The sequence below is a fragment of the Actinokineospora enzanensis DSM 44649 genome (assembly GCF_000374445.1).
Classification (GTDB): Bacteria; Actinomycetota; Actinomycetes; order Mycobacteriales; family Pseudonocardiaceae; genus Actinokineospora; species Actinokineospora enzanensis.
Genome location: NZ_KB894423.1, coordinates 1 through 22841, shown reverse-complemented (window position 1 = coordinate 22841; position 22841 = coordinate 1). Strand labels below are relative to the sequence as shown.

23 protein-coding genes are annotated in these 22841 nt (G+C 71.9%); 17 read left to right on the top strand and 6 right to left on the bottom strand.

All coding sequences use genetic code 11. The features are described from left to right. Positions 1-3: 3 nt before the first annotated feature. Both C503_RS0122575 and C503_RS0122570 read right to left on the bottom strand, forming a co-directional pair. On the bottom strand, positions 4-735 hold the full coding sequence (locus C503_RS0122575) for an ABC transporter permease (RefSeq protein WP_018684497.1): 732 nt from the start codon (positions 733-735) through the stop codon (positions 4-6). Next, positions 732-1451 carry an ABC transporter ATP-binding protein gene (locus C503_RS0122570; RefSeq protein WP_026316584.1) on the bottom strand — a complete coding sequence of 240 codons (720 nt, stop codon included), beginning with the start codon at positions 1449-1451 and terminating at the stop codon, positions 732-734. Before C503_RS0122570 ends, C503_RS0122575 begins: the two co-directional genes overlap by 4 nt. Before the next feature lie 99 nt (positions 1452-1550). On the opposite strand from C503_RS0122570, the gene C503_RS0122565 reads away from it, so the two are divergent. Further along, positions 1551-2069: a hypothetical protein gene (locus C503_RS0122565; RefSeq protein WP_018684495.1), complete on the top strand. Its 519-nt coding sequence runs from the start codon at positions 1551-1553 to the stop codon at positions 2067-2069. Between the two features lie 37 nt (positions 2070-2106). Here C503_RS0122565 and C503_RS0122560 read toward each other — a convergent pair whose 3' ends face one another. Then, entirely contained in the window at positions 2107-2697 is a 591-nt protein-coding gene (locus C503_RS0122560; protein WP_018684494.1) for a TetR/AcrR family transcriptional regulator, read from the bottom strand. 56 nt (positions 2698-2753) lie between these two features. Between C503_RS0122560 and hisF the strand changes: the two genes are divergently transcribed. The 3 genes from hisF to hisI are packed head-to-tail and all read left to right on the top strand — an operon-like array spanning position 2754 to position 4218. Then, positions 2754-3527, top strand: a complete 774-nt coding sequence (gene hisF / locus C503_RS0122555) for an imidazole glycerol phosphate synthase subunit HisF (RefSeq protein ID WP_026316583.1) — start codon at positions 2754-2756, stop codon at positions 3525-3527. Then, positions 3524-3886 (top strand): hypothetical protein, encoded by a 363-nt coding sequence (locus tag C503_RS0122550; RefSeq protein WP_018684492.1) that lies wholly within the window; start codon positions 3524-3526, stop codon positions 3884-3886. The genes hisF and C503_RS0122550 overlap by 4 nt, the downstream gene beginning before the upstream one ends. Continuing rightward, positions 3883-4218 carry a phosphoribosyl-AMP cyclohydrolase gene (hisI, locus tag C503_RS0122545; RefSeq protein WP_018684491.1) on the top strand — a complete coding sequence of 112 codons (336 nt, stop codon included), beginning with the start codon at positions 3883-3885 and terminating at the stop codon, positions 4216-4218. The genes C503_RS0122550 and hisI overlap by 4 nt, the downstream gene beginning before the upstream one ends. A 6-nt stretch (positions 4219-4224) precedes the next feature. On the opposite strand, the gene C503_RS0122540 is transcribed toward hisI, so the two are convergent. Beyond that, positions 4225-4830 (bottom strand): TetR/AcrR family transcriptional regulator, encoded by a 606-nt coding sequence (locus C503_RS0122540; protein ID WP_018684490.1) that lies wholly within the window; start codon positions 4828-4830, stop codon positions 4225-4227. 91 nt (positions 4831-4921) lie between these two features. Between C503_RS0122540 and C503_RS0122535 the strand changes: the two genes are divergently transcribed. The 7 genes from C503_RS0122535 (at position 4922) to lgt (ending at position 11808) form a co-directional block, all read left to right on the top strand. After that, positions 4922-6478, top strand: a complete 1557-nt coding sequence (locus C503_RS0122535; RefSeq protein ID WP_018684489.1) for an anthranilate synthase component I — start codon at positions 4922-4924, stop codon at positions 6476-6478. Beyond that, a complete protein-coding gene (locus C503_RS0122530) occupies positions 6471-6995 on the top strand; it encodes a Trp biosynthesis-associated membrane protein (protein WP_084477266.1) in 525 nt (174 codons plus the stop codon). Before C503_RS0122535 ends, C503_RS0122530 begins: the two co-directional genes overlap by 8 nt. Positions 6996-7108: 113 nt before the next feature. Continuing rightward, a complete protein-coding gene (trpC, locus tag C503_RS0122525; protein ID WP_018684487.1) occupies positions 7109-7918 on the top strand; it encodes an indole-3-glycerol phosphate synthase TrpC in 810 nt (269 codons plus the stop codon). After that, positions 7897-9183, top strand: a complete 1287-nt coding sequence (gene trpB, locus C503_RS0122520; RefSeq protein ID WP_051114916.1) for a tryptophan synthase subunit beta — start codon at positions 7897-7899, stop codon at positions 9181-9183. The genes trpC and trpB overlap by 22 nt, the downstream gene beginning before the upstream one ends. Beyond that, complete coding sequence (gene trpA / locus C503_RS0122515; protein WP_018684485.1) at positions 9183-9977, top strand: tryptophan synthase subunit alpha; 795 nt, start codon at positions 9183-9185, stop codon at positions 9975-9977. The genes trpB and trpA overlap by 1 nt, the downstream gene beginning before the upstream one ends. A 133-nt stretch (positions 9978-10110) precedes the next feature. After that, on the top strand, positions 10111-10668 hold the full coding sequence (locus tag C503_RS0122510) for a Uma2 family endonuclease (protein ID WP_018684484.1): 558 nt from the start codon (positions 10111-10113) through the stop codon (positions 10666-10668). A gap of 51 nt (positions 10669-10719) precedes the next feature. Continuing rightward, positions 10720-11808, top strand: a complete 1089-nt coding sequence (lgt, locus tag C503_RS0122505; RefSeq protein WP_018684483.1) for a prolipoprotein diacylglyceryl transferase — start codon at positions 10720-10722, stop codon at positions 11806-11808. 40 nt (positions 11809-11848) lie between these two features. On the opposite strand, the gene C503_RS0122500 is transcribed toward lgt, so the two are convergent. After that, positions 11849-12499: a class I SAM-dependent DNA methyltransferase gene (locus tag C503_RS0122500; protein WP_018684482.1), complete on the bottom strand. Its 651-nt coding sequence runs from the start codon at positions 12497-12499 to the stop codon at positions 11849-11851. Continuing rightward, positions 12457-12981 carry a hypothetical protein gene (locus C503_RS0122495; RefSeq protein ID WP_156893398.1) on the bottom strand — a complete coding sequence of 175 codons (525 nt, stop codon included), beginning with the start codon at positions 12979-12981 and terminating at the stop codon, positions 12457-12459. Before C503_RS0122495 ends, C503_RS0122500 begins: the two co-directional genes overlap by 43 nt. Before the next feature lie 258 nt (positions 12982-13239). Here C503_RS0122495 and gltB point away from each other — a divergent pair, with 258 nt between their 5' ends. The 6 genes from gltB to C503_RS40425 form a co-directional block, all read left to right on the top strand. Continuing rightward, entirely contained in the window at positions 13240-17805 is a 4566-nt protein-coding gene (gltB, locus tag C503_RS0122490) for a glutamate synthase large subunit (RefSeq protein ID WP_018684480.1), read from the top strand. Further along, positions 17798-19318: a glutamate synthase subunit beta gene (locus C503_RS0122485; protein WP_018684479.1), complete on the top strand. Its 1521-nt coding sequence runs from the start codon at positions 17798-17800 to the stop codon at positions 19316-19318. Before gltB ends, C503_RS0122485 begins: the two co-directional genes overlap by 8 nt. A gap of 128 nt (positions 19319-19446) precedes the next feature. Next, positions 19447-20211, top strand: a complete 765-nt coding sequence (locus tag C503_RS0122480) for an aminotransferase class IV (RefSeq protein ID WP_018684478.1) — start codon at positions 19447-19449, stop codon at positions 20209-20211. Beyond that, a complete protein-coding gene (locus C503_RS0122475; protein WP_018684477.1) occupies positions 20208-20870 on the top strand; it encodes a DUF2461 domain-containing protein in 663 nt (220 codons plus the stop codon). Before C503_RS0122480 ends, C503_RS0122475 begins: the two co-directional genes overlap by 4 nt. 98 nt (positions 20871-20968) lie before the next feature. Further along, positions 20969-22393, top strand: a complete 1425-nt coding sequence (gene pyk / locus C503_RS0122470) for a pyruvate kinase (protein ID WP_026316581.1) — start codon at positions 20969-20971, stop codon at positions 22391-22393. A 235-nt stretch (positions 22394-22628) separates the two neighbouring features. Then, positions 22629-22841 (top strand): helix-turn-helix domain-containing protein (locus C503_RS40425; RefSeq protein ID WP_211222442.1); only part of this gene is annotated, 213 nt, incomplete at its 3' end.

Here is a 22841-nt window from a genome sequence, read left to right as displayed (position 1 = left end):
CGGTCAGCGCGTGCGCCGCCGCAGCGTGCCCGCGCCGAGGGCGAGCGCGAGCAGGACGCAGCCCGCGACCACCAGGATGTCGGTGAGCAGCGCGGCGTCCATGTCGGCCGACGCGGTGGCCCGGCCGAGCGCGTCCACCGCGTAGGACAACGGCATCACGTCGGACAGCCAGTGCAGCACCTGGCTCATCTGCTCGCGCGGCTGGAGCAGGCCGCACAGCAGGAACTGGGGGAGCACGAACAGCGGCATGAACTGGATGGCCTGGAACTCGCTCGTCGCGAACGCGCTCACCAGCAGGCCCAGCGCCATGCCGAGCAGCGCGTCCAGCACCGCGATCAGCAGGACCGTCCACAGTGAACCGCCGAGGTCCAGGCCAAGCCACGCGCACACCCCGGTCGCGACGCCCACCTGCGCGACCGCGACCAGTCCGAACGCGATGGCATAGCCCAGGATCAGGTCGAGCCTGCCCAGCGGGAGCGTCATCAGGCGTTCGAGAGTCGCGGTGGTGCGCTCGCGCAACGTGGTCACCGAGGCGACGAGGAACATGACCACGAACGGGAACACGCCCAGCAGCGCGGGCGCCAGGTGGTTGAAGGCGCGTTCGTCGTTGAAGACGAAGCGCAGCAACGACATCAGCAGGCTGGGAACGAGCAGCAGCATCGCGACCGTGCGTGGGTCGTGCCGCAGCTGCGTGAGCACCCGGCGCGCGGTGGCGGCGGTGATGGTGGGGTTCACACTGTCTCCCGTTCACGGACCAGCTGCAGGAACGCCCGCTCCAGGTCGGTCTCGCCGGTCGCGGCGCGCAGGCCGTCAGGTGTGTCGTCGGCGAACACGGTGCCGTCGCGCAGGATCAGCAGCCGGTCGCAGCGGGCGGCCTCGTCCATGACGTGGCTGGAGACGATCAGCGTGGTGCCTGCCGCGGCGAGGCGGTGGAACAACGACCACAGGTCCTCGCGCAGCACCGGGTCCAGGCCCACGGTCGGCTCGTCGAGCACCAGCAGCTCGGGCTCGCCGAGCAGCGCGACGGCCAGGCTCGCCCGGCCGCGCTGGCCCCCGGACAGGCTGCCGACCAGCCGGTCCCGCTGCCCGGCCAGGTCGACGTCGGCGAGCACCCGGTCGACGTCGGTCGCCGGGGCGCCGAGCACGGCGGCGAAGTACCGCAGGCACTCCGCGACGGTGAGGTCCGCGTAGACCGCCGGGGTCTGTGTGGCGTAACCGATCCGGCGGCGCAGGCCCGGATGCCCGGCGGGGTGGCCCAGCACCTCGACGACACCCGCCGTGACGGCCTGGACACCCATGATCGCGCGCAAAAGGGTGGTTTTCCCACAGCCGCTGGGTCCGAGCAACCCGTTCACACTGCAGGCCGGGACCGTGAACGAGACATCGCGCAGCACGTCACGGCCGGTGCGCGCGATCCGCAGCGCGGTCGCCGCCACCGCTGAATTAGCCATGTGTTTAATTCTGTGCTTGATGAGATCCGTTCGTCAACCTCTTCACGTTTCGCGGTCGGAGGTCCTAGCGTGATCACCCCTCGACGACCCGGAGGTTCGATGACCGCCGACTCGACCCTGGCCACCCTGATCGGGACCCTGGCCACGGTGCGCGGCGTCGAGCGCGGGGACCCCGCCCTCGACACCTTCCTCGCCCGCGTCCGCGACGGTATCCACGCCTGGGAGACCGTCCTCGCGGACTTCGACACCGGCGGCACCGCCACCGCCGCCCTCACCCTGGTGGCCGACGCGTTCAGCACCGACCCCGACTTCGCCGACCCCACCAGGGAAGCCCAGGAGATGCTCGGCCTGGGCGTCGGCACCACCACCCACCATGTCCTGGTGGCCCTGGTCCCGTTACGCCGCGACATCGCCCGCGCGAATCAACGCCCGTTGACTCTCCTGCGTCGCGCGGCGGCCCTGGAACGCCGCGCGCAGCGGCGGTGGAAGGGGCCGGAGGGACGCGCGGCGGCGTTGGTGGACCGGGATCTTCAGCTGGAGGAGGTCCGGGTGGCGGGCAAGGCACTCCTGGTGGAGATGTCGGACATCCTGGACGGCCTGGTACACCGGTTGGCTTGAGCTTTCCAGGCCGAGGGCCAGGGCGGTGACCGAAGCCCTACTGTTCATCCACAGTGGACTCGATCAGGTACTGCTGGAGTACCGGCGCCACCAACGCCACGACCTCGTCCTCACCGGCCGACGCCAACGGCTCCACCCGGACCACATACCGTGCCATCGCCAACCCCAGCAGATGCGCCGCCAGCGCGGTAGCCCGCAACGGCGGCACATCCAACGCCTGCGCGACCCGGGCCACCACCGCCCGCTCCAGGAACTGCCGCAGCATCCCGGCCGCCTGTTCGTTGCTCGACACCGACCGGAGCAGCGCCAGGAACGACCGCGACGACTCCGGTGCCGACCACAGGCCGAGGAACAGCCGCAGCAGCCGCTCCCCGGTCCGCTCCCGGGGCCCGTCCATGACCGTCGCCAGCACCACGTCCGGCCGGACCGGCAGGTCGAGCGCGGCCACGAACACCTGTTCCTTGCTGCCGAAGAAGTGGTGGATCAGCGCCGGGTTCACCCCGGCCTCGGCGGCGATGCCGCGGATCGTGGCGCCCCGGTAGCCGTGCGCGCCGAACTGGGCGCGCGCGGCGGCCAGGATGTCCGCCCGGGTCGCGGTCGGTCCCGGTCGGCGCCCGGACCTGGTCATGAGCTTCCCCCCTCGTGCTCGACGCCCCAGTATCGCCGCCCCGTAGGCTCGGGGGCATGTCAGTAGCGGTCCGCGTGATCCCCTGCCTCGACGTCGACGCGGGCCGGGTGGTCAAGGGCGTCAACTTCACCGACCTGGTCGACGCGGGCGACCCGGTCGAGCTGGCCGCCGCCTACGACGCGGAGGGCGCGGACGAGCTGACGTTCCTCGACGTCACCGCGTCCTCATCGGACCGGGAGACCACGTTCGACGTGGTCCGCCGCACCGCGGAGCAGGTGTTCATCCCGCTCACCGTCGGCGGCGGCGTCCGCACGGTGGAGGACATCGACCGCCTGCTGCGTGCGGGCGCGGACAAGGTCGGCATCAACACCGCCGCGATCGCCCGCCCGGAGTTCCTCGGCGAGGCTTCCCGACGCTACGGCGCGCAGTGCGTCGTGCTGTCGGTCGACGCCCGCCGGGTGCCCGCGGACTCGGCGCCCACCCCCTCCGGTTTCGAGGTGACCACGCACGGCGGCCGCCGGGGCACCGGCATCGACGCGGTCGAGTGGGCCGCCCGGGGGCAGGAGCTGGGCGTCGGCGAGATCCTGCTGAACTCGATGGACGCCGACGGCACCAAGGCAGGCTTCGACCTTGAGCTGATCAGGATGGTGCGGGCCAGGGTGGACGTGCCGCTGATCGCCAGCGGCGGCGCGGGCGACCTGTCGCACTTCCCGCCCGCGGTCGCCGAGGGGGCGGACGCGGTGCTGGCGGCCAGCGTGTTCCACTTCGGACAGTTGCGCATCCCCGAGGTCAAGGAGACCCTGCGCGCGGCCGGGGTGGAGGTCCGGTGACCGCCCGCCCGCTGGAGATCCGCGTCACCACGGTGATCCTGGTGGTGGCGGCGCTGGCGTTCGTCGGCCTCGGCCTCACCCGGACCCCGCACGACCTGGACGTGCTGACGTTCCCGATCGGCCTGGGCCTGGTGGGCCTGCTCAGCGCCGTCAGCGTCCACACCGGTCTGCGGCTGGTGCGCAAAGTCGTGCTGGCGTACGTCATCTTCGCCGCGCTGGCCCACGCGCTGTTCGCGTTGGGCGACCTGCCCGTGCTCTACCGGATCGCCTCCGGGATCCTGGCGGCCGCGCATTGCTACGCCGCCGTGCTGCTGCTCACCAAACCGGCCCGTGAGTTCTTCCAGAAAGGCACCCCGTGACGCTCGACCCCGCGATCGCCGCCCGCCTCAAGCGCAACGCCGACGGATTGGTCTGCGCGGTCGTGCAGGAGCACGGCACGGGGGAGGTGCTGATGGTCGCGTGGATGAACGACGAGGCGCTGCACCTGACGCTCAGCACGCGCAAGGGCACCTACTTCTCGCGCAGCCGTCAGGAGCTCTGGGTCAAGGGCGAGACCTCCGGCCACACCCAGAAGGTCCACTCGGTACGGCTGGACTGCGACGGCGACACGGTCCTGCTCACCGTCGAGCAGACCGGCCCGGCCTGTCACACCGGCGCCCACACCTGCTTCGACGACCGAGACCTGCTCTGAGCCCGATCACCCGATCGCCCCGGTCAGGTAGCGCTGCACCGTCGGCCCGACGGCCTTGACCAGCACCTCCACCCCGGCGTCGGTCAACGGCTCGAAGTGGGCCACATACCGCAACATCCCCAGCCCGATCATCTGCGCGGCCACCAGGTTCGCGCGCAGGTCCGGGCTGTCCCTGGCCACCCCGGCCAGCTGGCCGAACACGTTGTGGTGGAAGAACTCCTGCAGCGCGGCGGCCACCCGCTCGTGCGCGGCGACACTCCTGATCATCGCGGTGAAGATCCCGCCGTCGTGCGCGTCCCAGATCGTCAGGAACGTGCGCACCAGCCGCTCGCCAAGCGACGTGGTGTCGCCGTCGGCGAGCAGCGCCGCGATCCGGTCGCGCGGGTTGAACGGCAGGTGCAGCACCGCCTCGGTGAACAGCGACTCCTTCCCGCCGAACCAGTGGTTCACCATCGCCGCGTCCACCCCGGCCCGGCGGGCGATCGAGCGCACCGTCGCCCCGTCGTAGCCCTGTTCGGTGAAAACCTCACGGGCCGCATCCAGCAGGGCCGTGCGGGTGTCGGTACCGCCCGGCCGTCGCCCGCGCCGCCGCTCCCCGTTCTCCGTGGTCACCGCCCCATCATGGACCACCGGCAGCAGAACTCAACACCTGTTGAATCGACCGGCCGTCCGGGTGAACGACGGCAGGCGGCAGAATGGCCCCATGGTGAGCGCGATCGGAGTCCACCCGCGGCCCACGGCCACGGCAGGGCTGGGCGAGGTAACCCCCAGCCGCGAAGAGTTCCACGCGCTGGCCGCGGACCGCCGCGTCATCCCGGTCGTCCGCCGCGTCTGGGCCGACGCCGAGACCCCCATCGGGGTCTACCGCAAGCTCGCGGGCCACCGGTCCGGCACCTTCCTGCTGGAGTCCGCCGAGCACGGCCGCTCCTGGTCCCGCTGGTCGTTCGTCGGCGTGCGCAGCGCCGCCGCGCTCACCGCCGTCGACGGCGAGGCGCGCTGGACCGGCACCCCGCCGGTCGGCCTGCCCACCGGCGGCGACCCGCTCGCCGCCCTGCGGGAGACCGTCCGCCTGCTGCACACCGAGCCGCTGCCCGGCCTGCCGCCGCTGACCGGCGGCATGGTCGGCTACATCGGCTACGACGCCGTGCGCAGGCTGGAACGGCTGCCCGAGCTGACCGAGGACGACCTGCACACCCCCGAGCTGGTCATGCTGCTGGCCACCGACCTGGCCGCGCTCGACCACCACGAGGGCACCATCTCGCTCATCGCCAACGCGGTGAACTGGGACGACTCGCCGGAACGGGTCGACGCCGCCTACGACGACGCGTTGGCCCGGCTGGACGCCATGGTCGCCGACCTGCGCGCGCCCGCCGAGTCCACGGTCGCGGTGTTCGACCGGCCGCGCCCGGAGTACACCCGCAGGCGCACGCCCGAGGACTTCGAGCGGGCCGTGCTCACCGCCAAGGAGGCCATCCGGGCGGGCGAGGCGTTCCAGGTGGTGGTGTCGCAGCGGTTCGAGATGGCCACCGACGCCGACCCGCTGGACATCTACCGGGTGCTCCGGACGACCAACCCGAGCCCGTACATGTACCTGCTCCGGCTGGACGGCTTCAGCATCGTCGGCGCCAGCCCGGAGGCCCTGGTCACCGTGCGCGACGGCCGGGCCACCACGCACCCCATCGCGGGCACCCGCTGGCGCGGCGTCGACCCCGAGGAGGACGAGATCCTGGAGAAGGACCTCCTCGCCGACGAGAAGGAGCGCGCCGAGCACGTCATGCTGGTCGACCTGGCCCGCAACGACCTCGGCCGGGTCTGCAAGCCCGGCTCGGTGCACGTCAACGACTTCTTCCGGGTCGAGCGCTACAGCCACGTCATGCACATCGTGTCCACGGTCAGCGGCGAGCTGCTGGAGGGCATGATGGCCTTCGACGCGGTCGCCGCCTGCTTCCCGGCGGGCACCCTGTCCGGCGCGCCCAAGCCGCGCGCCATGGAGCTGATCGAGGAGCTGGAGCCCACCCGGCGCGGCCTCTACGGCGGCGTCGTCGGCTACCTGGACTTCGCGGGCGACGGCGACACCGCGATCGCCATCCGCACCGCGCTGGTCCGCGACGGCGTCGCCTACGTGCAGGCGGGGGCCGGGATCGTGGCCGACTCGGTGCCCGCCGCCGAGGACACCGAGTGCGTGAACAAGGCGGGCGCGGTGCTGGCCGCCGTGGCCATCGCCGCCACCCTGCGACCGGCCGCGGGCACGCATGGCTGAACCGGGCTCGCGCCGTCCACTGTGGATGGTCGCGGTGCTGCTCCCGGCGGCCGCCGCGGCGCTCTGGGGCGCCGCCCGGCTGCCCTGGGGGACGGCCGTTCGGAGCAGACCGGGTACCGGCGTCACGACCAGCGTGGACGTCCCCGGGGGTGATTTCGCCCCGGAACTGGTGCCGCTGGCGGTGTTCGCGCTCGCCGCGGTGGCGGGCGTGCTCGCGGTGAGCGGAACATGGCGGAGAGTGGTGGGCGTGGTGCTGGTGCCCGCGGGCGCCGTCCCGGTGTGGACGGGCCTGTTCCGGCACACCGACACCGACGCCTTCGGCGGGCGCGCGCTCGCCGTGCTGGGCGGTGTGCTGCTGCTCGCGGCCGCCGTCGCGCTGGTGTGGCGCGGGCACCGGATGCCCCGGCTCGGCGGCCGGTACCGCAGTCCGGGCGCGGCCAAGGAGACCGCGCGCGGCGAACAGGACCTGTGGCAGGCGTTGTCGGAGGGAGAGGACCCCACGGTCGCGGACCGTTGACGCCAGGGACCCGGTGCCGGGGGGCGCCGGGGGCCGGAGTTAGCATCAATTCGGCGGGAAGGGGCAGTGGTTGTGAGGGACTACACCAGGCAGACATCGGTCCGGGGTGCTGAATGAGCATTCTGGACTCGATCATCGACGGTGTCCGGGAAGACCTCGCCGCGCGGGAGGCGGCCGTCCCCTTCGACACGATCAAGGAGCTGGCGGCCAAGGCACCCGCGCCGCGGGACGCGATGACCGCGCTGCGCGGCTCGGACGTCGGCGTGATCGCCGAGGTCAAGCGGCGCAGCCCGTCCAAGGGCGAGCTGGCCGCGATCGTCGACCCGGCGGCGCTGGCCAAGGACTACGAGGCCGCGGGCGCGCGGGTGATCAGCGTGCTGACCGAGCAGCGGCGCTTCGGCGGCTCGCTGGCCGACCTGGACGCGGTCCGCGTCCAGGTCGACGTCCCGTTGCTGCGCAAGGACTTCGTGGTCGGCCCCTACCAGGTGCACGAGGCCCGCGCGCACGGCGCCGACCTGGTGCTGCTGATCGTGGCCGCGCTGGAGCAGAACGCGCTGGCGTCGCTGCTGGACCGGGTCGAGTCGCTGGGCATGACGGCGCTGGTCGAGGTGCACACCGCCGAGGAGGCCGACCGCGCGCTGGAGGCGGGCGCCAAGGTCATCGGCATCAACGCGCGCAACCTGCACACCCTGGAGGTCGACCGGGACGTGTTCGGCAGGCTGGCGCCCGGGCTGCCGTTCGAGACGGTGAAGATCGCCGAGTCCGGCGTGCGCGGCCCCAGCGACCTGATGACCTACGCGGGCGCGGGCGCCGACGCGGTGCTGGTCGGCGAGGGCCTGGTCGCCACGGACGACCCCAAGGCGGCGCTGGTGCAGCTGGTCACCGCGGGCTCGCACCCGGCCTGCCCGAGGCCGGGCCGGTGACCGACGAACGCGGCACCGACCCGCACAAGCCCGGCCCGCATGACCCGGACAACCGCGGCCACTTCGGCCCGTACGGTGGCCGGTTCATGCCGGAGGCGCTGATCGGGGCGCTGGACGAGCTGTCCGCCGAGTACGACAAGGCCCGGCTGGACCCCGAGTTCACCGACGAGTTCACCCGGCTGCTGCGCGACTACGCCGGTCGGCCGTCGCTGCTCACCGAGGCGCCCCGGTTCGCCGAGCACGCGGGCGGCGCGCGGGTGTTCCTCAAGCGCGAGGACCTCAACCACACCGGCTCGCACAAGATCAACAACGTGCTGGGCCAGGCGTTGCTCACCAAGCGCATGGGCAAGAAGCGGGTCATCGCGGAGACCGGCGCGGGCCAGCACGGCGTCGCCACCGCCACCGCGTGTGCGCTCATGGGCCTGGAGTGCGTGGTCTACATGGGCGAGGTCGACACCGAGCGGCAGGCGCTCAACGTGGCCAGGATGAAGCTGCTCGGCGCCGAGGTCATCCCGGTGAAGTCCGGCTCACGCACGCTCAAGGACGCCATCAACGAGGCGCTGCGCGACTGGGTGACCAATGTGGACACCACGCACTACCTGCTCGGCACGGCCGCGGGCGGACACCCGTTCCCGGTCATGGTGCGCAACTTCCACAAGGTCATCGGCGCCGAGGCGCGCGCCCAGTTCCTGGAGCTGACCGGCCGCCTGCCCGACGTGGTCACCGCGTGCGTCGGCGGCGGGTCCAACGCCATCGGCATCTTCCACGGGTTCATCGACGACCCGGAGGTGCGCCTGGTCGGCATCGAACCCGGCGGCAAGGGCATCGAGACCGGCGAACACGGCGCCACGCTCAGCGAGGGCACCCCCGGCATGCTGCACGGCGCGCTGTCCTACCTGCTGCAGGACGAGGACGGGCAGACCATCGAGGCGTACTCGATCTCGGCGGGCCTGGACTACCCGGGCGTCGGCCCGGAACACGCCTGGCTGAAGGACACCGCCCGCGCGGAGTACCGCTCGGTGACCGACGACGAGGCCATGCACGCGTTCCGGCTGCTGTCGCGGACCGAGGGCATCATCCCGGCCATCGAGTCCGCGCACGCGCTCGCGGGAGCGCTCAAGCTGGGCCAGGAACTGGGGCCGGAGGGCCACATTCTGGTCAACCTCTCCGGGCGCGGCGACAAGGACATGGACACGGCCGCGAAGTACTTCGGCTTCTACGAGGACGGCGGCGCGGATGGCCCGCGAGGCACGGAGGAGTCCTGATGGGCAGGCTTGACCCGCTGTTCGAGCGCACCCGCGCGGAAGGCCGGGGAGCGCTCATCGGCTACCTGCCCGCCGGGTTCCCCACCGTGCCGGAGTCGGTGGAGCTGCTGCGCGGCATGATCGACGCGGGCTGCGACCTGGTCGAGGTCGGCGTCCCGTACTCCGACCCGGTGATGGACGGCCCGGTCATCCAGGCCGCCGCCGAGACCGCCCTGCGCGCGGGCTTCCGCCTGCGCGACCTGTTCACCACCGTCGAGGCGGTGGCGGCGGCGGGCGGCCAGGCGGTCGTGATGACCTACTGGAACCCGGTCCACCGCTACGGCGTCGACGCCTTCGCCCGCGACCTCTCGGCGGCGGGCGGCCTGGGCATCATCACCCCGGACCTGATCCCGGACGAGGCCGCCGACTGGGTGGAGGCCTCCACCGCGCACGGACTGGACCGCATCTTCCTGGTCGCACCGTCGTCGTCGGAGGAACGCATCGCGCTGACCGTCGCCGCCTCCTCCGGCTTCGTCTACGCCACCGCCGTCATGGGCGTCACCGGCGCCCGCGACCAGGTGGGCAGCCTGGCGGAGGGCCTGGTGTCCCGCACCCGCGCGCACACCTCCCTGCCGATCGGCGTGGGCCTGGGCGTGCGCTCGGGCGCGCAGGCGGCCGAGGTCGCCGCCTTCGCCGACGCGGTGATCGTGGGGTCGGCCTTCGTCACCCGCGCGGCGGAAGGCGTCACCGGAGTCCGCGACCTCGCCGTGGAACTGGCCGCGGGTGTCCGGAAAGCACCTTCCACCATCGGGTGAACCTCCGGGGTTACCTGGTTTGACAGGCGGTTTCTGTCGGTGCAACTCGGGATCCTGATCTCGTGCGCATCGAGAAACCCCTGTGGGCGTGCCAGACTGAGGCATGCCTGCCGACACCGGAGGTGATCCCAGCATGGCCATGCCCGCGACTCAACCCGGAGCACTCCCGTGGCACCCGCGGCCGTGGACGCTGGAGGAGTTCTCCGCCCTGCCAGACGACAACGGCCAGCGGGTGGAACTCATCGACGGGGCGTTGGTCGTGAGCCCGGCGCCCGGTGGGCCGCACCAGCGTGTTCTGCGGCGCCTGACGGGAGGCCTCGATCGCGCGGCTCCGATCGATACAGAGGTCATGCCGGGGATCAACGTCGTGCTCGGTCCAGACCGCGTCTTGATCCCCGATGTGGCGGTCACAACCGTCCCTGATTCGGACGCGGTCTTCTTCGACGCTGCTGACATGCTGATCGTGGTCGAGATCATCTCGCCGTCGTCGCGCGTGTACGACAAGGCGCTCAAGCGTGTGTTGTTCGCCGAGGCGGGGATCCCGTACTACCTCTTGGTGGATCCGGCAGGCGGGCCGGTACAGGCGACACTCTTCGGACTGCGAGCGGGGGCATATGAGCCGGTCGCGGCGAGTGTCGATGGGCGGCTGCGGTTCTCGGAGCCATTCCCAGTTGATATCGAGTTGGGGTGACTGCGGCACCACTTCACGGGCAGGCCACCCGGTCCCGTTACGGTAGCCGTCGTGACGAGCGCCGCGAACCTGATCCTGGCGAGCATTCCCAGTCCCGACCGCGGGGTGTGGGAACTGGACCTGGGGATCTTCACCCTGCCGCTGCGGGCCTACGCGCTGTGCATCATCGCCGGGATCATCGTGGCGATCTGGTGGGGGGAGCGGCGGTTCGTCGCGCGGGGCGGGCTGCCGGGCACGGTGGTGGACGTCGCCGTGTTCGCGGTGCCGTTCGGGTTGGTCGGTGGGCGGCTCTACCACGTGGCCACCGACTACTACCGGTACTTCGGTGAGGGCAAGAACCCGCTGAACGCGCTGCGCATCTGGGACGGCGGGCTGGGCATCTGGGGTGCCATCGCGCTCGGCGCGGTCGGCGCGTGGATCGGGTGCCGCCGCAAGGGGGTGCCGCTGCCCGCGTTCGCCGACGCGATCGCGCCGGGCATCGTCACCGCGCAGGCGATCGGGCGGATCGGCAACTACTTCAACCAGGAGCTCTACGGCGGGCACACCGACCTGCCCTGGGGACTGGAGATCTACCGCCGGGTCAACGAGTTCGGCCAGGACGACCCGCTCAACGGCGTCGCCATCGACCACACGCTGATCAACAACAGCCCGGTGCACCCCACGTTCCTCTACGAGCTGGTCTGGAACCTGATCATCGCCGCGCTGGTGGTCTTCCTCGACCGCAAGCTGCGCCTGGGCCACGGCCGCGCGTTCGCCGTCTACGTCGCCGGCTACACCCTGGGCCGCGGCCTGATCGAGATGATGCGCACCGACGACGCCACCATGGTGCTCGGCCTGCGCATCAACGTGTGGACGTCGATCATCGTCTTCGCCGGTGCCATCGTGTACTTCGTGCTCGCCGCCAAGCGCGGCCCCCGCGAGGACCTCGCCTACCTCACCGCCGACCAGGAGCCCACGGCCGACAACGCCGAGGCGAAGGACGGCGAGCCCGAGGACGCCGACGACACCCGGGACGACGACACCCGAGACGACGACACCAAGGACGACAGGGTGGACGCGAAGGACGAGTCGGACGGCAAGGACGCGGAGCAGGCGGACGAGAAGGACGCCGAGCCCGCTACCGCCCGCAAGGACGACTGACGCCGCCCGGGTCGGCGCCCGGCGTGCCGACCCCGGCCGGTCAGCTCACTCGGCGGGCCAACAGGAGCGCCTGCGGCACGACCTCGCGCCCCTCCGGCGCCCGCACCAGCTGCCCGCTCAGCTCGAACCCGGCCGCCACCATCAGCTCCACCACCCGTTCCGGGCGCAGCCGGCGGAACTCCAATGACACGTCGTGCCCCAGCGGCCGCTCCAGCAGCAGCGGCTCGTCCCCGACCTGGAACCCGACCAGCAGCCACCCGCCCGGCCGCACCGCGCGCGCGAACCGGGTGAACAGCGCTCCCAGCTCGTCGTCCGGCGTGTGGATGATCGAGTACCAGGCCACCAGCCCGCCCAGCCCGGCGTCCCCGGGCAGGTCCCACATCGACCCGACCTCGAACGGCACCGACGGGTGTTCCCGCCGAGCGATCCGCACCATCTCCGGAGAGAGATCGATCCCGGCTATCGATACCCCCGACCGGGAGAGGTATGCCGTCACCCGTCCGGGGCCGCAGCCCACCTCGGTGACCGGTCCGTCGACGACCTCCGCGAACGCGCCCAGCATCGCCCGCGCCAACGGGCTCGACGGCTCCTCACGGAACATGCCGTCGTAGTCCTCGGCCAGGGCGTCGTAGAACGTCCGCACCTCGCTCACGACGTCGGCACGCACGTCGCCGCCGGGTTCGCCGACCACACCCGTACCTGCGTCCCGTCCACGGTCCCGCTCACACACCCGCCTTCCGTCGCCACGCCGAACACGGTGCGGTCCGCGTCGTCCACCGTCACCTTGGCCGCGCCGTACCCGAGCCCGACCAGTGCCGCGCGCACCTCATCCACGGACTCGCCGACCCGCAGCGCCGCCCGGATGGCCTCCACGTGCGGCGTGAGCCGCAGCCGGAGGTCGGGCGGCACCGGAAGATCCGGCGGCCCCGGTACCCCTGCCCGGTTCCGGGGATCGCCGACCACCACACTCACGATCCTCGGTTCCCCGCTCCCGGCGGGCACCGCGAGCCGGAAGCTCGTGCCGCCGTGCGCGCCGATCACGAGCTTCGTGCGCCTCTCCGTCGTCGGTTCCGGCTTGTCCGGCCACAACACGACACCGCCGACGACGCCCACGACCACGACGCCGCCCAGTACGGCGAGCGTCGTCCGTCTCCGCAGCCAATCCCACCCCATGATCCACCAGTGTGGCACCGCCGCCCGACCTACCGGCGGGTACCCGACACCCCGCCGCCCGGCCGGGACCCGGATAATGATCTTTCGCGACCGCGGGGGCGCGCTCCCTATTGGGGTGTATCCGGGGGCGTCTGCGGTGTTTCGCGCGTTTCCGGACTGTTAAGCTCGGATCACCACGCGGGCCGCTGCCGTCCCGCGCCCAGACCCCGCCGGTGTCGGCGGACCGACTGAGCGCGATCGCAGACTGGAGGCCCTCCCATGCTGTTCTCGGCCTTTCCGCGCCCGCACGGCCTCTACGACCCGGCCGACGAACGCGACTCCTGCGGTGTCGCCATGGTCGCCGACGTGCGCGGCCGCCGGTCGCACGGGATCGTGGTGGACGCGCTGACCGCGCTGGCCAACCTGGAGCACCGCGGCGCCGCCGGGGCCGAGCCGACCAGCGGCGACGGCGCGGGCATCCTGCTGCAGCTGCCCGACGACCTGCTGCGCGCCGAGGTCGGCTTCACCCTGCCCGACCCGGACCGGCACGGCGCCCACGGCTACGCCACCGGCCTGGCCTTCCTGCCCGCCGACGAGCGCGACCGCACCCGCGCGGTCGCGCTGATCGAGCGGATCGCGCACCAGGAGAACCTGCGGCTGCTCGGCTGGCGCCGGGTGCCGGTGGACGCGGACGGCGCCGACATCGGCCCGACCGCGCGCGAGGTCATGCCGTACTTCGCCATGCCGTTCCTGGCCGGGCACCCGGACGCGGACGGCGAGTGTCCGACCGGGATCGAGCTGGACCGGCTGGTCTACTGCCTGCGCAAGCGCGTCGAGCACGAGAGCGCGGCCGAGGGCTGCGGCACGTACTTCCCGTCGCTGTCCGCGCGCACGCTGGTCTACAAGGGAATGCTGACGACCGCGCAGCTGCCCGCGTTCTTCCCGGACCTGCGCGACGAGCGCCTGCGCAGCGCGATCGGCCTGGTCCACTCGCGCTTCTCCACCAACACGTTCCCGTCCTGGCCGCTGGCGCACCCGTTCCGGTTCGTCGCGCACAACGGCGAGATCAACACGGTGCGCGGCAACCGCAACCGGATGCGCGCCCGCGAGGCGCTGCTGTCCTCGGAGCTGCTGCCCGGCGACCTGACCCGGCTGTTCCCGGTGGTCCACCCGGACGGATCCGACTCCGCCTCCTTCGACGAGGTGCTGGAGCTGCTGCACCTGGGCGGTCGGCCGCTGCCGCACGCGGTGCTGATGATGATCCCGGAGGCGTGGGAGAACCACACCGCCATGGACCCGGCCCGGCGCGCGTTCTACCAGTTCCACGCCAGCCTGATGGAGCCGTGGGACGGCCCGGCCTGCGTCACCTTCACCGACGGCACCCTGGTCGGCGCCGTCCTGGACCGCAACGGCCTGCGCCCGGCCCGCTGGTGGCACCTGGCCGACGACCGGGTGGTGCTGGCCAGCGAGGCCGGTGTGCTGGACGTGCCGCCGGACGAGGTGGTGGCCAAGGGGCGGCTGAGTCCCGGGCGGATGTTCCTGGTGGACACCGCGGCGGGCCGGATCGTGGACGACGGCGAGGTCAAGGACGCGCTCGCGGCCCGGCACCCGTACGAGGAGTGGCTGCACGCGGGCCTGCTGCAGATCGCCGACCTGCCCGACCGCGAGCACGTGGTGCAGACGCACGAGTCGGTGCACCGCCGCCAGCTCACCTTCGGCTACACCGAGGAGGAGCTGAAGATCATGCTGGCGCCGATGGCGGTAACCGGCGCTGAGCCGATCGGCTCGATGGGCACCGACACCCCGCCCGCCGCGCTCTCGCAGCGGCCGCGGCTGCTCTACGACTACTTCAAGCAGAACTTCGCCCAGGTCACCAACCCGCCGCTGGACGCGATCCGGGAGGAGATCGTCACCTCGGTGCAGCGGATCATGGGCCCGGAGCAGAACCTGCTGGAGCCCGGCCCGGCCTCGTGCAGGCACATCCAGCTGCCGCTGCCGGTGATCGACAACGACGAGCTGGCCAAGCTGATCCACGTCAACGACGACGGGGACCTGCCCGGCTTCGCCTGCGTCGTGCTGTCCGGACTGTATGAAGTGGACGGTGGCGGCACGGCGCTGGCGGCGGCGGTGGAGCGGGTCCGGCGGGAGGCGTCGGCGGCCATCGCGGCGGGCGCGCGCACGCTCGTGTTGTCCGACCGCGACTCCGACCACCGGATGGCACCGATCCCGTCGCTGTTGCTGGTCTCCGCCGTGCACCACCACCTGGTGCGGACGAAGGAGCGGCTGCGGGTCGCGCTGGTCGTGGAGAGCGGCGACGCGCGCGAGGTCCACCACATCGCGCTGCTGCTCGGGTACGGCGCGGCGGCGGTCAACCCGTACCTGGCCTTCGAGACCATCGAGGACCTGATCGCGCACGGCGCCATCACCGGCGTCGAGCCTGCGGCGGCGGTGCGCAACTACGTGAAGGCGCTGGTCAAGGGCGTCCTGAAGATCATGTCCAAGATGGGCATCTCGACCGTCGGCGCGTACACGGCCGCGCAGGTCTTCGAGTCGTTCGGGCTGGCACACGACGTGCTGGCCGAGTACTTCGCCGGGACCACGTCCAAGCTGGGCGGCGTCGGCCTCGACGTGCTCGCCCGCGAGGCCCAGGCCCGGCACCGGCGCGCGCACCCGGACAACCCGACCGACCGTGTGCACCGCCGTCTCGACGTGGGCGGAGAGTACGCCTATAGGCGCGAGGGCGAGCTGCACCTGTTCACGCCGGAGACGGTGTTCCTGCTGCAACACGCGACCCGCACCGGCCGCGACGAGGTCTACCGCGAGTACACGGCCGAGGTCGAGCGCCTCAACCGGGAGGGCGGCGCGCTGCGCGGCCTGTTCTCGTTGCGGCCGAGCGACAGTCCCATCCCGCTCGACGAGGTGGAACCGGTCGAGTCGATCCTGACCAGGTTCAACACCGGCGCCATGTCCTATGGCTCGATCTCCGCCGAGGCGCACGAGACGCTCGCCATCGCCATGAACATGATCGGCGGCCGGTCCAACACCGGCGAGGGCGGCGAGGACCCGGAGCGCCTCTACGACCCGGCGCGGCGCTCGGCGATCAAGCAGGTCGCGAGTGGTCGGTTCGGTGTGACCAGCGAGTACCTGGTGAACGCGGACGACATCCAGATCAAGATGGCGCAGGGCGCGAAGCCCGGCGAGGGCGGGCAGCTGCCGCCGAACAAGGTCTACCCGTGGATCGCGCGGACCCGGCACTCGACGGCGGGCGTGGGGTTGATCTCGCCGCCGCCGCACCACGACATCTACTCGATCGAGGACCTGGCGCAGCTCATCCACGATCTGAAGAACGCCAACGAGAACGCGCGCATCCACGTGAAGCTGGTGTCCGAGATGGGTGTGGGCACGGTCGCGGCAGGCGTGTCCAAGGCGCACGCGGACGTGGTGCTGATCTCCGGGCACGACGGCGGCACCGGCGCCTCGCCGCTGAACTCGTTGAAGCACGCGGGGACGCCGTGGGAGATCGGGCTGGCGGAGACGCAGCAGACGTTGATGCTCAACGGGTTGCGCGACCGGATCACCGTGCAGGTCGACGGGGCCATGAAGACCGGTCGGGACGTCATCATCGCGGCGTTGCTGGGGGCGGAGGAGTACGGGTTCGCCACGGCGCCGTTGGTGGTGGCGGGGTGCGTGATGATGCGGGTGTGCCATCTGGACACGTGTCCGGTGGGGGTGGCGACGCAGAATCCGGTGTTGCGCAAGCGTTACACGGGACAGGCGGAGCACATCGTCAACTACTTCCGTTTCGTGGCTGAGGAAGTGCGCGAACACCTGGCCGCTCTGGGCTTCCGCACGCTCGACGACGCCATCGGGCACGCGGAACTCCTCGGCACCGATGACGCTGTCGCGCATTGGAAGGCCGCCGGGCTGGATCTCTCTCCCGTGTTCGCGGTACCCGAGACACGCTATGGCACTGCCCGGCGGCGGGTCCGCGCGCAGGACCACGGGCTCGCGCACGCACTCGACCGGACTCTGGTGCAGCTGGCCGAGGCGGCGTTGGAGGACGCGCACCCGGTCCGGCTGGAACTGCCGGTACGCAACGTCAACCGGACGGTCGGCACCCTGCTGGGCGCCGAGGTGACCCGCCGCTACGGCGGGGACGGGCTGCCCGAGGACACCATCCACGTCACCCTGACCGGCTCCGCGGGCCAGTCCCTCGGCGCGTTCCTGCCGCGCGGCATCACGCTGTGCCTGGTGGGCGACGCCAACGACTACGTGGGCAAGGGCCTGTCCGGCGGCCGCATCGTGGTCCGCCCGCACCCGGACGCCGGGTTCGCCGCCGAGGAACAGGTCATCGGCGGCAACGTCATCGCCTACGGCGCCACCGCGGGCGAGGTGTTCCTGCGCGGCCGCGTCGGCGAACGGTTCGGCGTCCGCAACTCCGGCGCGGTGATCGTCGCGGAAGGCGTCGGTGACCACGCCTTCGAGTACATGACCGGCGGCCGCGCCGTGGTCCTCGGCCCCACCGGCCGCAACCTCGCGGCGGGCATGTCCGGCGGCATCGCCTACGTCCTCGACCTCGACCCGGCCGACGCCAACCCCGACATGGTCGACCTGCAACGCCCCGACCCCGACGACCTCCGCTGGCTCCGCGAGATCGTCACCCACCACCACGCCCGCACCACCTCCGCCGTCGCCGCCTCCCTCCTCGGCGACTGGACCCGCCGCGCGGCGGGCTTCACCAAGGTCATGCCCCGCGACTACCAACGCGTCCTCAAGGCCATGCGCCTGGCCCGAGCCGAAGGCCGCGACGTGGACACCGCCATCATGGAGGCATCCCGTGGCTGATCCCATCGGCTTCCTGTCCCACGCCCGCCACGACGCCGCCAAGCGGCCGGTGGCGGAGCGGGTCGGGGACTGGCGTGAGGTCTACCGCGACCTCGAACCCGCCGACCGCGACCAGCAGGTCCGTACCCAGGCGAGCCGTTGCATGGACTGCGGGATCCCGTTCTGCCACTCCGGCAGCGCCGGTTGCCCGCTCGGCAACCTCATTCCCGAGTGGAACGATCTCGTCCGCACCGGCGACTGGGCCATGGCGAGCGAGCGCCTGCACGCCACCAACAACTTTCCCGAGTTCACCGGCAGGCTCTGTCCCGCGCCCTGCGAGGCGGCCTGTGTGCTGGCGATCTCCCCGGAGTCGGGTGGCGCGGTCGCCATCAAACGCGTGGAAAGCACGATCGCGGACGTCTCCTGGGAACGGGACCACGTGCGCGCCGCGACCGCCGCCGTGTCGACCGGGCGGACGGTCGCGGTCGTGGGTTCCGGGCCTGCCGGGCTCGCCGCCGCGCAGCAGTTGACCCGGGCCGGGCACGAGGTCACCGTGTTCGAGCGCGATGACCGGCTGGGCGGGCTGCTGCGGTACGGCATCCCCGAGTTCAAGCTGGAGAAAAAGATCCTCGACCGGCGCCTCGCCCAGCTGCGCGCCGAGGGCACCCGGTTCGTGACCGGTTGCGAGGTCGGCGGCACCGGCCCCGGCGCTCTCCCGGTCGAGCAGCTGCGCGCCGAGTACGACGCGGTCATCCTGGCCGTCGGGGCGCTCCGCGGCCGGGACGCGCCGGACGTGCCCGGACGCTCGCTGCGCGGTGTGCACCTCGCCATGGACCACCTGGTCCCGGCCAACCGCCAGTGCGAGGGCGACGGCCCCACCCCGATCGACGCGCGCGGCAAGCACGTCGTGGTCATCGGCGGCGGCGACACCGGCGCGGACTGTTACGGCACCGCCGTCCGGCAGGGCGCCGCCAGTGTCCTGCAGCTCGATCAGTACCCCAGCCCGCCGGTTCAGCGCGACGACGAACGTTCGCCGTGGCCGGTCTGGCCCTGGATCCTGCGCACCTACCCCGCCCACGAGGAGGCGGGCGAACGCCGCTTCGCCGTCGCGGTCGACGAGTTCGTCGGCGCCGAGGACGGCACCGTGCGCGCCGTCCGCCTGCGCGAGGTGGTCGTCCGCAGGGATCCGGCCACCGGCGCCCGCCAGGTCGTCCCCGTCGACGACGAGGTCCACGAACTCCCCGCCGACCTGGTCCTGCTCGCGATCGGCTTCGAAGGCGTCGAGCACCTCCCGCTGCTGACCGACCTGGGCCTCGCACTCACCCCCCGGGGCACCCTGTCCTGCGGCTCCGACTGGCAGACCCCCACCCCCGGCGTCTTCGTCTGCGGCGACGCCCACCGCGGTGCGTCCCTGGTCGTCTGGGCCATCGCCGAGGGCCGTTCCGCCGCCCACGCCGTGGACGCCTATCTGACCGGCGCCTCCGACCTCCCCGCTCCCGTGCGCCCCAACGCCCTACCCCTGGCCGTCCGCTAGACCGCGACCCCGTGCACGACCTCCGGCTGTCGCCAAGGGACAGTCGGTGACCGCGCGCGCCGCCGACGAGGAAAACACCCCGACACCCCGCATCCACCGCCGAGCCCCCCGTGCGAGACTGCCGGGCGATGAGCGCGACGACTGATCCTCTCCCGCCTGCCCTGCTCGACTACGGGCACTTCACCACCATGCTCGTCGAGTCCGGCCGCGTGCGCGGGCTGGCGCGGCACCTGGAGCGGCTGGACCGCGACGCCTGGGTGGTCTTCGGTCGCGGCTTACCCGAGGACCGTGTCCGCCCGGCCCTGCGCGCCGTCGCGAACGGCGGGATCGTCTCGGCGCGCGTCACCGTGCACGCCCCCGGTTTCGACCCGCGCAACCCCGAGGCCGACGTGGATCTCGACGTCCTCGTCACCACCGCGCCCGCGCCCGACGCGGCCGAGCCGCTGCGCGTGCGCACCGCAGGCTACCAGCGTGATCTCCCGCAGGTGAAGCACATCGGCACGTTCGGCCTCTTCTACCAGCGCCGCCTCGCCCGCCGCGCCGGTTTCGACGACGTGCTGTTCGTCGGACCCGACGGTCAGGTCAGCGAGGGCTCCACCTGGAACGTCTGTTTCGTGGCCGCCGACGACACCGTGGTCTGGCCGAGCGCGCCCGCCCTGCCCGGCATCACCATGGGGCTCATCCAGAGCGGCCTGCTGCGCACCGACGCCCGCACCGAGGTACGCCCCGTCGCCGCCACCGAGCTCGCCGGTTTCCGCGCCGCGTTCGCGGTCAACGCGCTCGCCCCCGTGCGCCCGATCAGCCGCATCGACGAGGTCGAGCTCAAGGTCGACGACGACCTGGCCGCCCGGCTCCGGCGCTGCCACGACCTGACCGCGGGGGAGCGGGTGTGACCGGCTTCCATGGCTTCGGCGAGTACGCCGTCGACTTCTACGACGGTCTCGTCGCCGACAACTCCAAGAGCTACTGGGACGCCAACAAGGCCACCTACGACACCGACGTGGTCGCCCCGATGAAGGCCATGCTGGCCGAGCTGGAGCCGGAGTTCGGCGAGTTCGGCGCGGGCAAGGTGTTCCGCCCGTACCGGGATGTCCGCTTCGCCAAGGACAAACGCCCCTACAAGGACCACTGCGGCGCGGTGTTCGAGGCCGGGCGCGGCGCGGGCGCGTACTACGTCGAGGTCGGCCCGGACGGCCTGCGCGTCGGCGGCGGCTGTTTCCACCTGGAGTCCGACCAGCTCGCCCGGTTCCGCACCGCCGTCGCCGAGGAGATCCACGGCGAGCCGTTCCGGCGGATCCTGTCGAAGCTCGAACGCCAGGGCTGGACCGTCCGCGGCGACCGGCTGCGCACCGCCCCGCGCGGCTACGCCAAGGACCATCCACGCATCGAGCTGCTCCAGTACCGGTCCGTCTACGCGGTACGGGTCTGGGAGCCGGACGACACGCTCCACGAACGAGGGTGCCTGACCCGCGTGCGCGACGCGTGGCGGCAGGTGCGGGTCTTCAACGAATGGGCCCGTGACCGTGTGGGCATGACCGAACGCGCACGGTAGCGGTTACATGACCGCCGGTCGAACACTCTGAATCGAAACATATCTTTCCGGCCGTTTCATCGGGATCGGTCAAGCGACCGGGTCTAAGCTGTTCAGGTGTGAGCCGACGAGCGAAGATCGTGTGCACTATGGGCCCCGCGACCGCCACCCCCGAGCGGGTGCGCGAGCTGGTGGCCGCGGGCATGGACGTGGCCCGGATGAACTTCAGCCACGGCAGCCACGGCGACCACAAGCAGGTGTACGACCTGGTGCGGGCCGCAGGCGACGAGTCCGGCCGCGCCGTCGGCATCCTGGCCGACCTGCAGGGCCCCAAGATCCGCCTGGGCACGTTCGCCAACGGCCCGGTCGAGTGGCGCACCGGCGACGTCGTGCGGATCACCGTCGAGGACGTCGCAGGCACCCACGACCGGGTCTCCACCACCTACAAGGGCCTGGCCGACGACGCCAGGCCGGGCGACCGGCTGCTGGTCGACGACGGCAAGGTCGGCCTGGTGGTGCGCGCGGTCGAGGGCCAGGACGTGGTCTGCGAGGTCACCGAGGGCGGCCCGGTCAGCAACAACAAGGGCCTCTCGCTGCCCGGCATGGACGTGTCCGTGCCCGCGCTGTCCGAGAAGGACATCGAGGACCTGGAGTTCGCCCTGTACCTGGGCGTGGACTTCATCGCGCTGAGCTTCGTGCGCTCGCCCGCCGACATCGACCTGGTGCACCAGGTGATGGACCGGGTCGGCCGGGGCAGGCTGCCGGTCATCGCCAAGCTGGAGAAGCCGGAGGCGGTGGACAACCTGGAGGCCATCGTGCTGGCCTTCGACGGGGTCATGGTGGCCCGCGGCGATCTGGGCGTCGAGCTGCCGCTGGAGCAGGTGCCGCTGGTGCAGAAGCGGGCCATCCAGATCGCCAGGGAGAACGCCAAGCCGGTCATCGTCGCTACCCAGATGCTCGACTCGATGATCAGCAACTCGCGCCCGACCCGGGCCGAGGCCTCGGACGTGGCCAACGCGGTCCTCGACGGAGCCGACGCGCTGATGCTCTCCGGCGAGACCAGCGTCGGCCGCTATCCGATCGACACGGTCAAGACCATGAGCCGCATCGTGGAGGCGGTGGAGGCCGAGCGCCCGGCCGTGCCGCCGCTGACCCACGTCCCGCGCACCAAGCGCGGCGTGATCTCCTACGCGGCCCGCGACATCGGCGAGCGGCTCAACGCCAAGGCCCTGGTCGCCTTCACCCAGTCCGGCGACACGGTCAAGCGCCTGGCCCGCCTGCACACCCGACTGCCGCTGCTGGCGTTCACCCCCGACCCGGCGGTGCGCAGCCAGCTGGCGCTGACCTGGGGCACGGAGACGTTCCTGGTGCCGGAGGTGGACTCGACCGACCGCATGGTCCGCCAGGTCGACCTGTCCATGCTGTCCATCGGCCGCTACCGGCCGGGCGACCTGGTGGTCATCGTCGCGGGCTCCCCGCCGGGGACGGTCGGTTCCACCAACCTGATCCGCGTGCACCGGTTGGGCGAGGAAGACCACGCCTAGGCGTTGTCCGGTAAGTCTGGTGCGCGGGATTCGTGATCCGCGTGGTCTCTGGGTGTGCGGGCGGGAAGCCGCACGTACCGGGTTGTACTTGGGTTTTCCGCCCGTGCGGCCAGGGGCCGCGCGGGCGCGGATAGCGTGTGCCGGACTTGCCGGACAGCGCCTAGTGTTCCGTGATTCTGGTTGTTTTACGCAGGTCTGATGGATCTTGGTGTTGGCTGTGCCGGTGGAGTTGACGGTGGATCAGCTGGGCGAGTTGCGGGCACTGGTGAACAGGTCGGACGTGTCCGGCACGATCGCGACCAGGGCTCGGATCGTGTTGTGGTGTGTGGAGGGCAGGCGGAAGAAGGAGGTCGCTGTGCTGGCCGGGGTGTCGCGGCCGACGGTGGACCTGTGGCTGCGTCGCTATGCCTCGGACGGAGTGGCGGGGCTGGGCGACCGGTCTCACGCG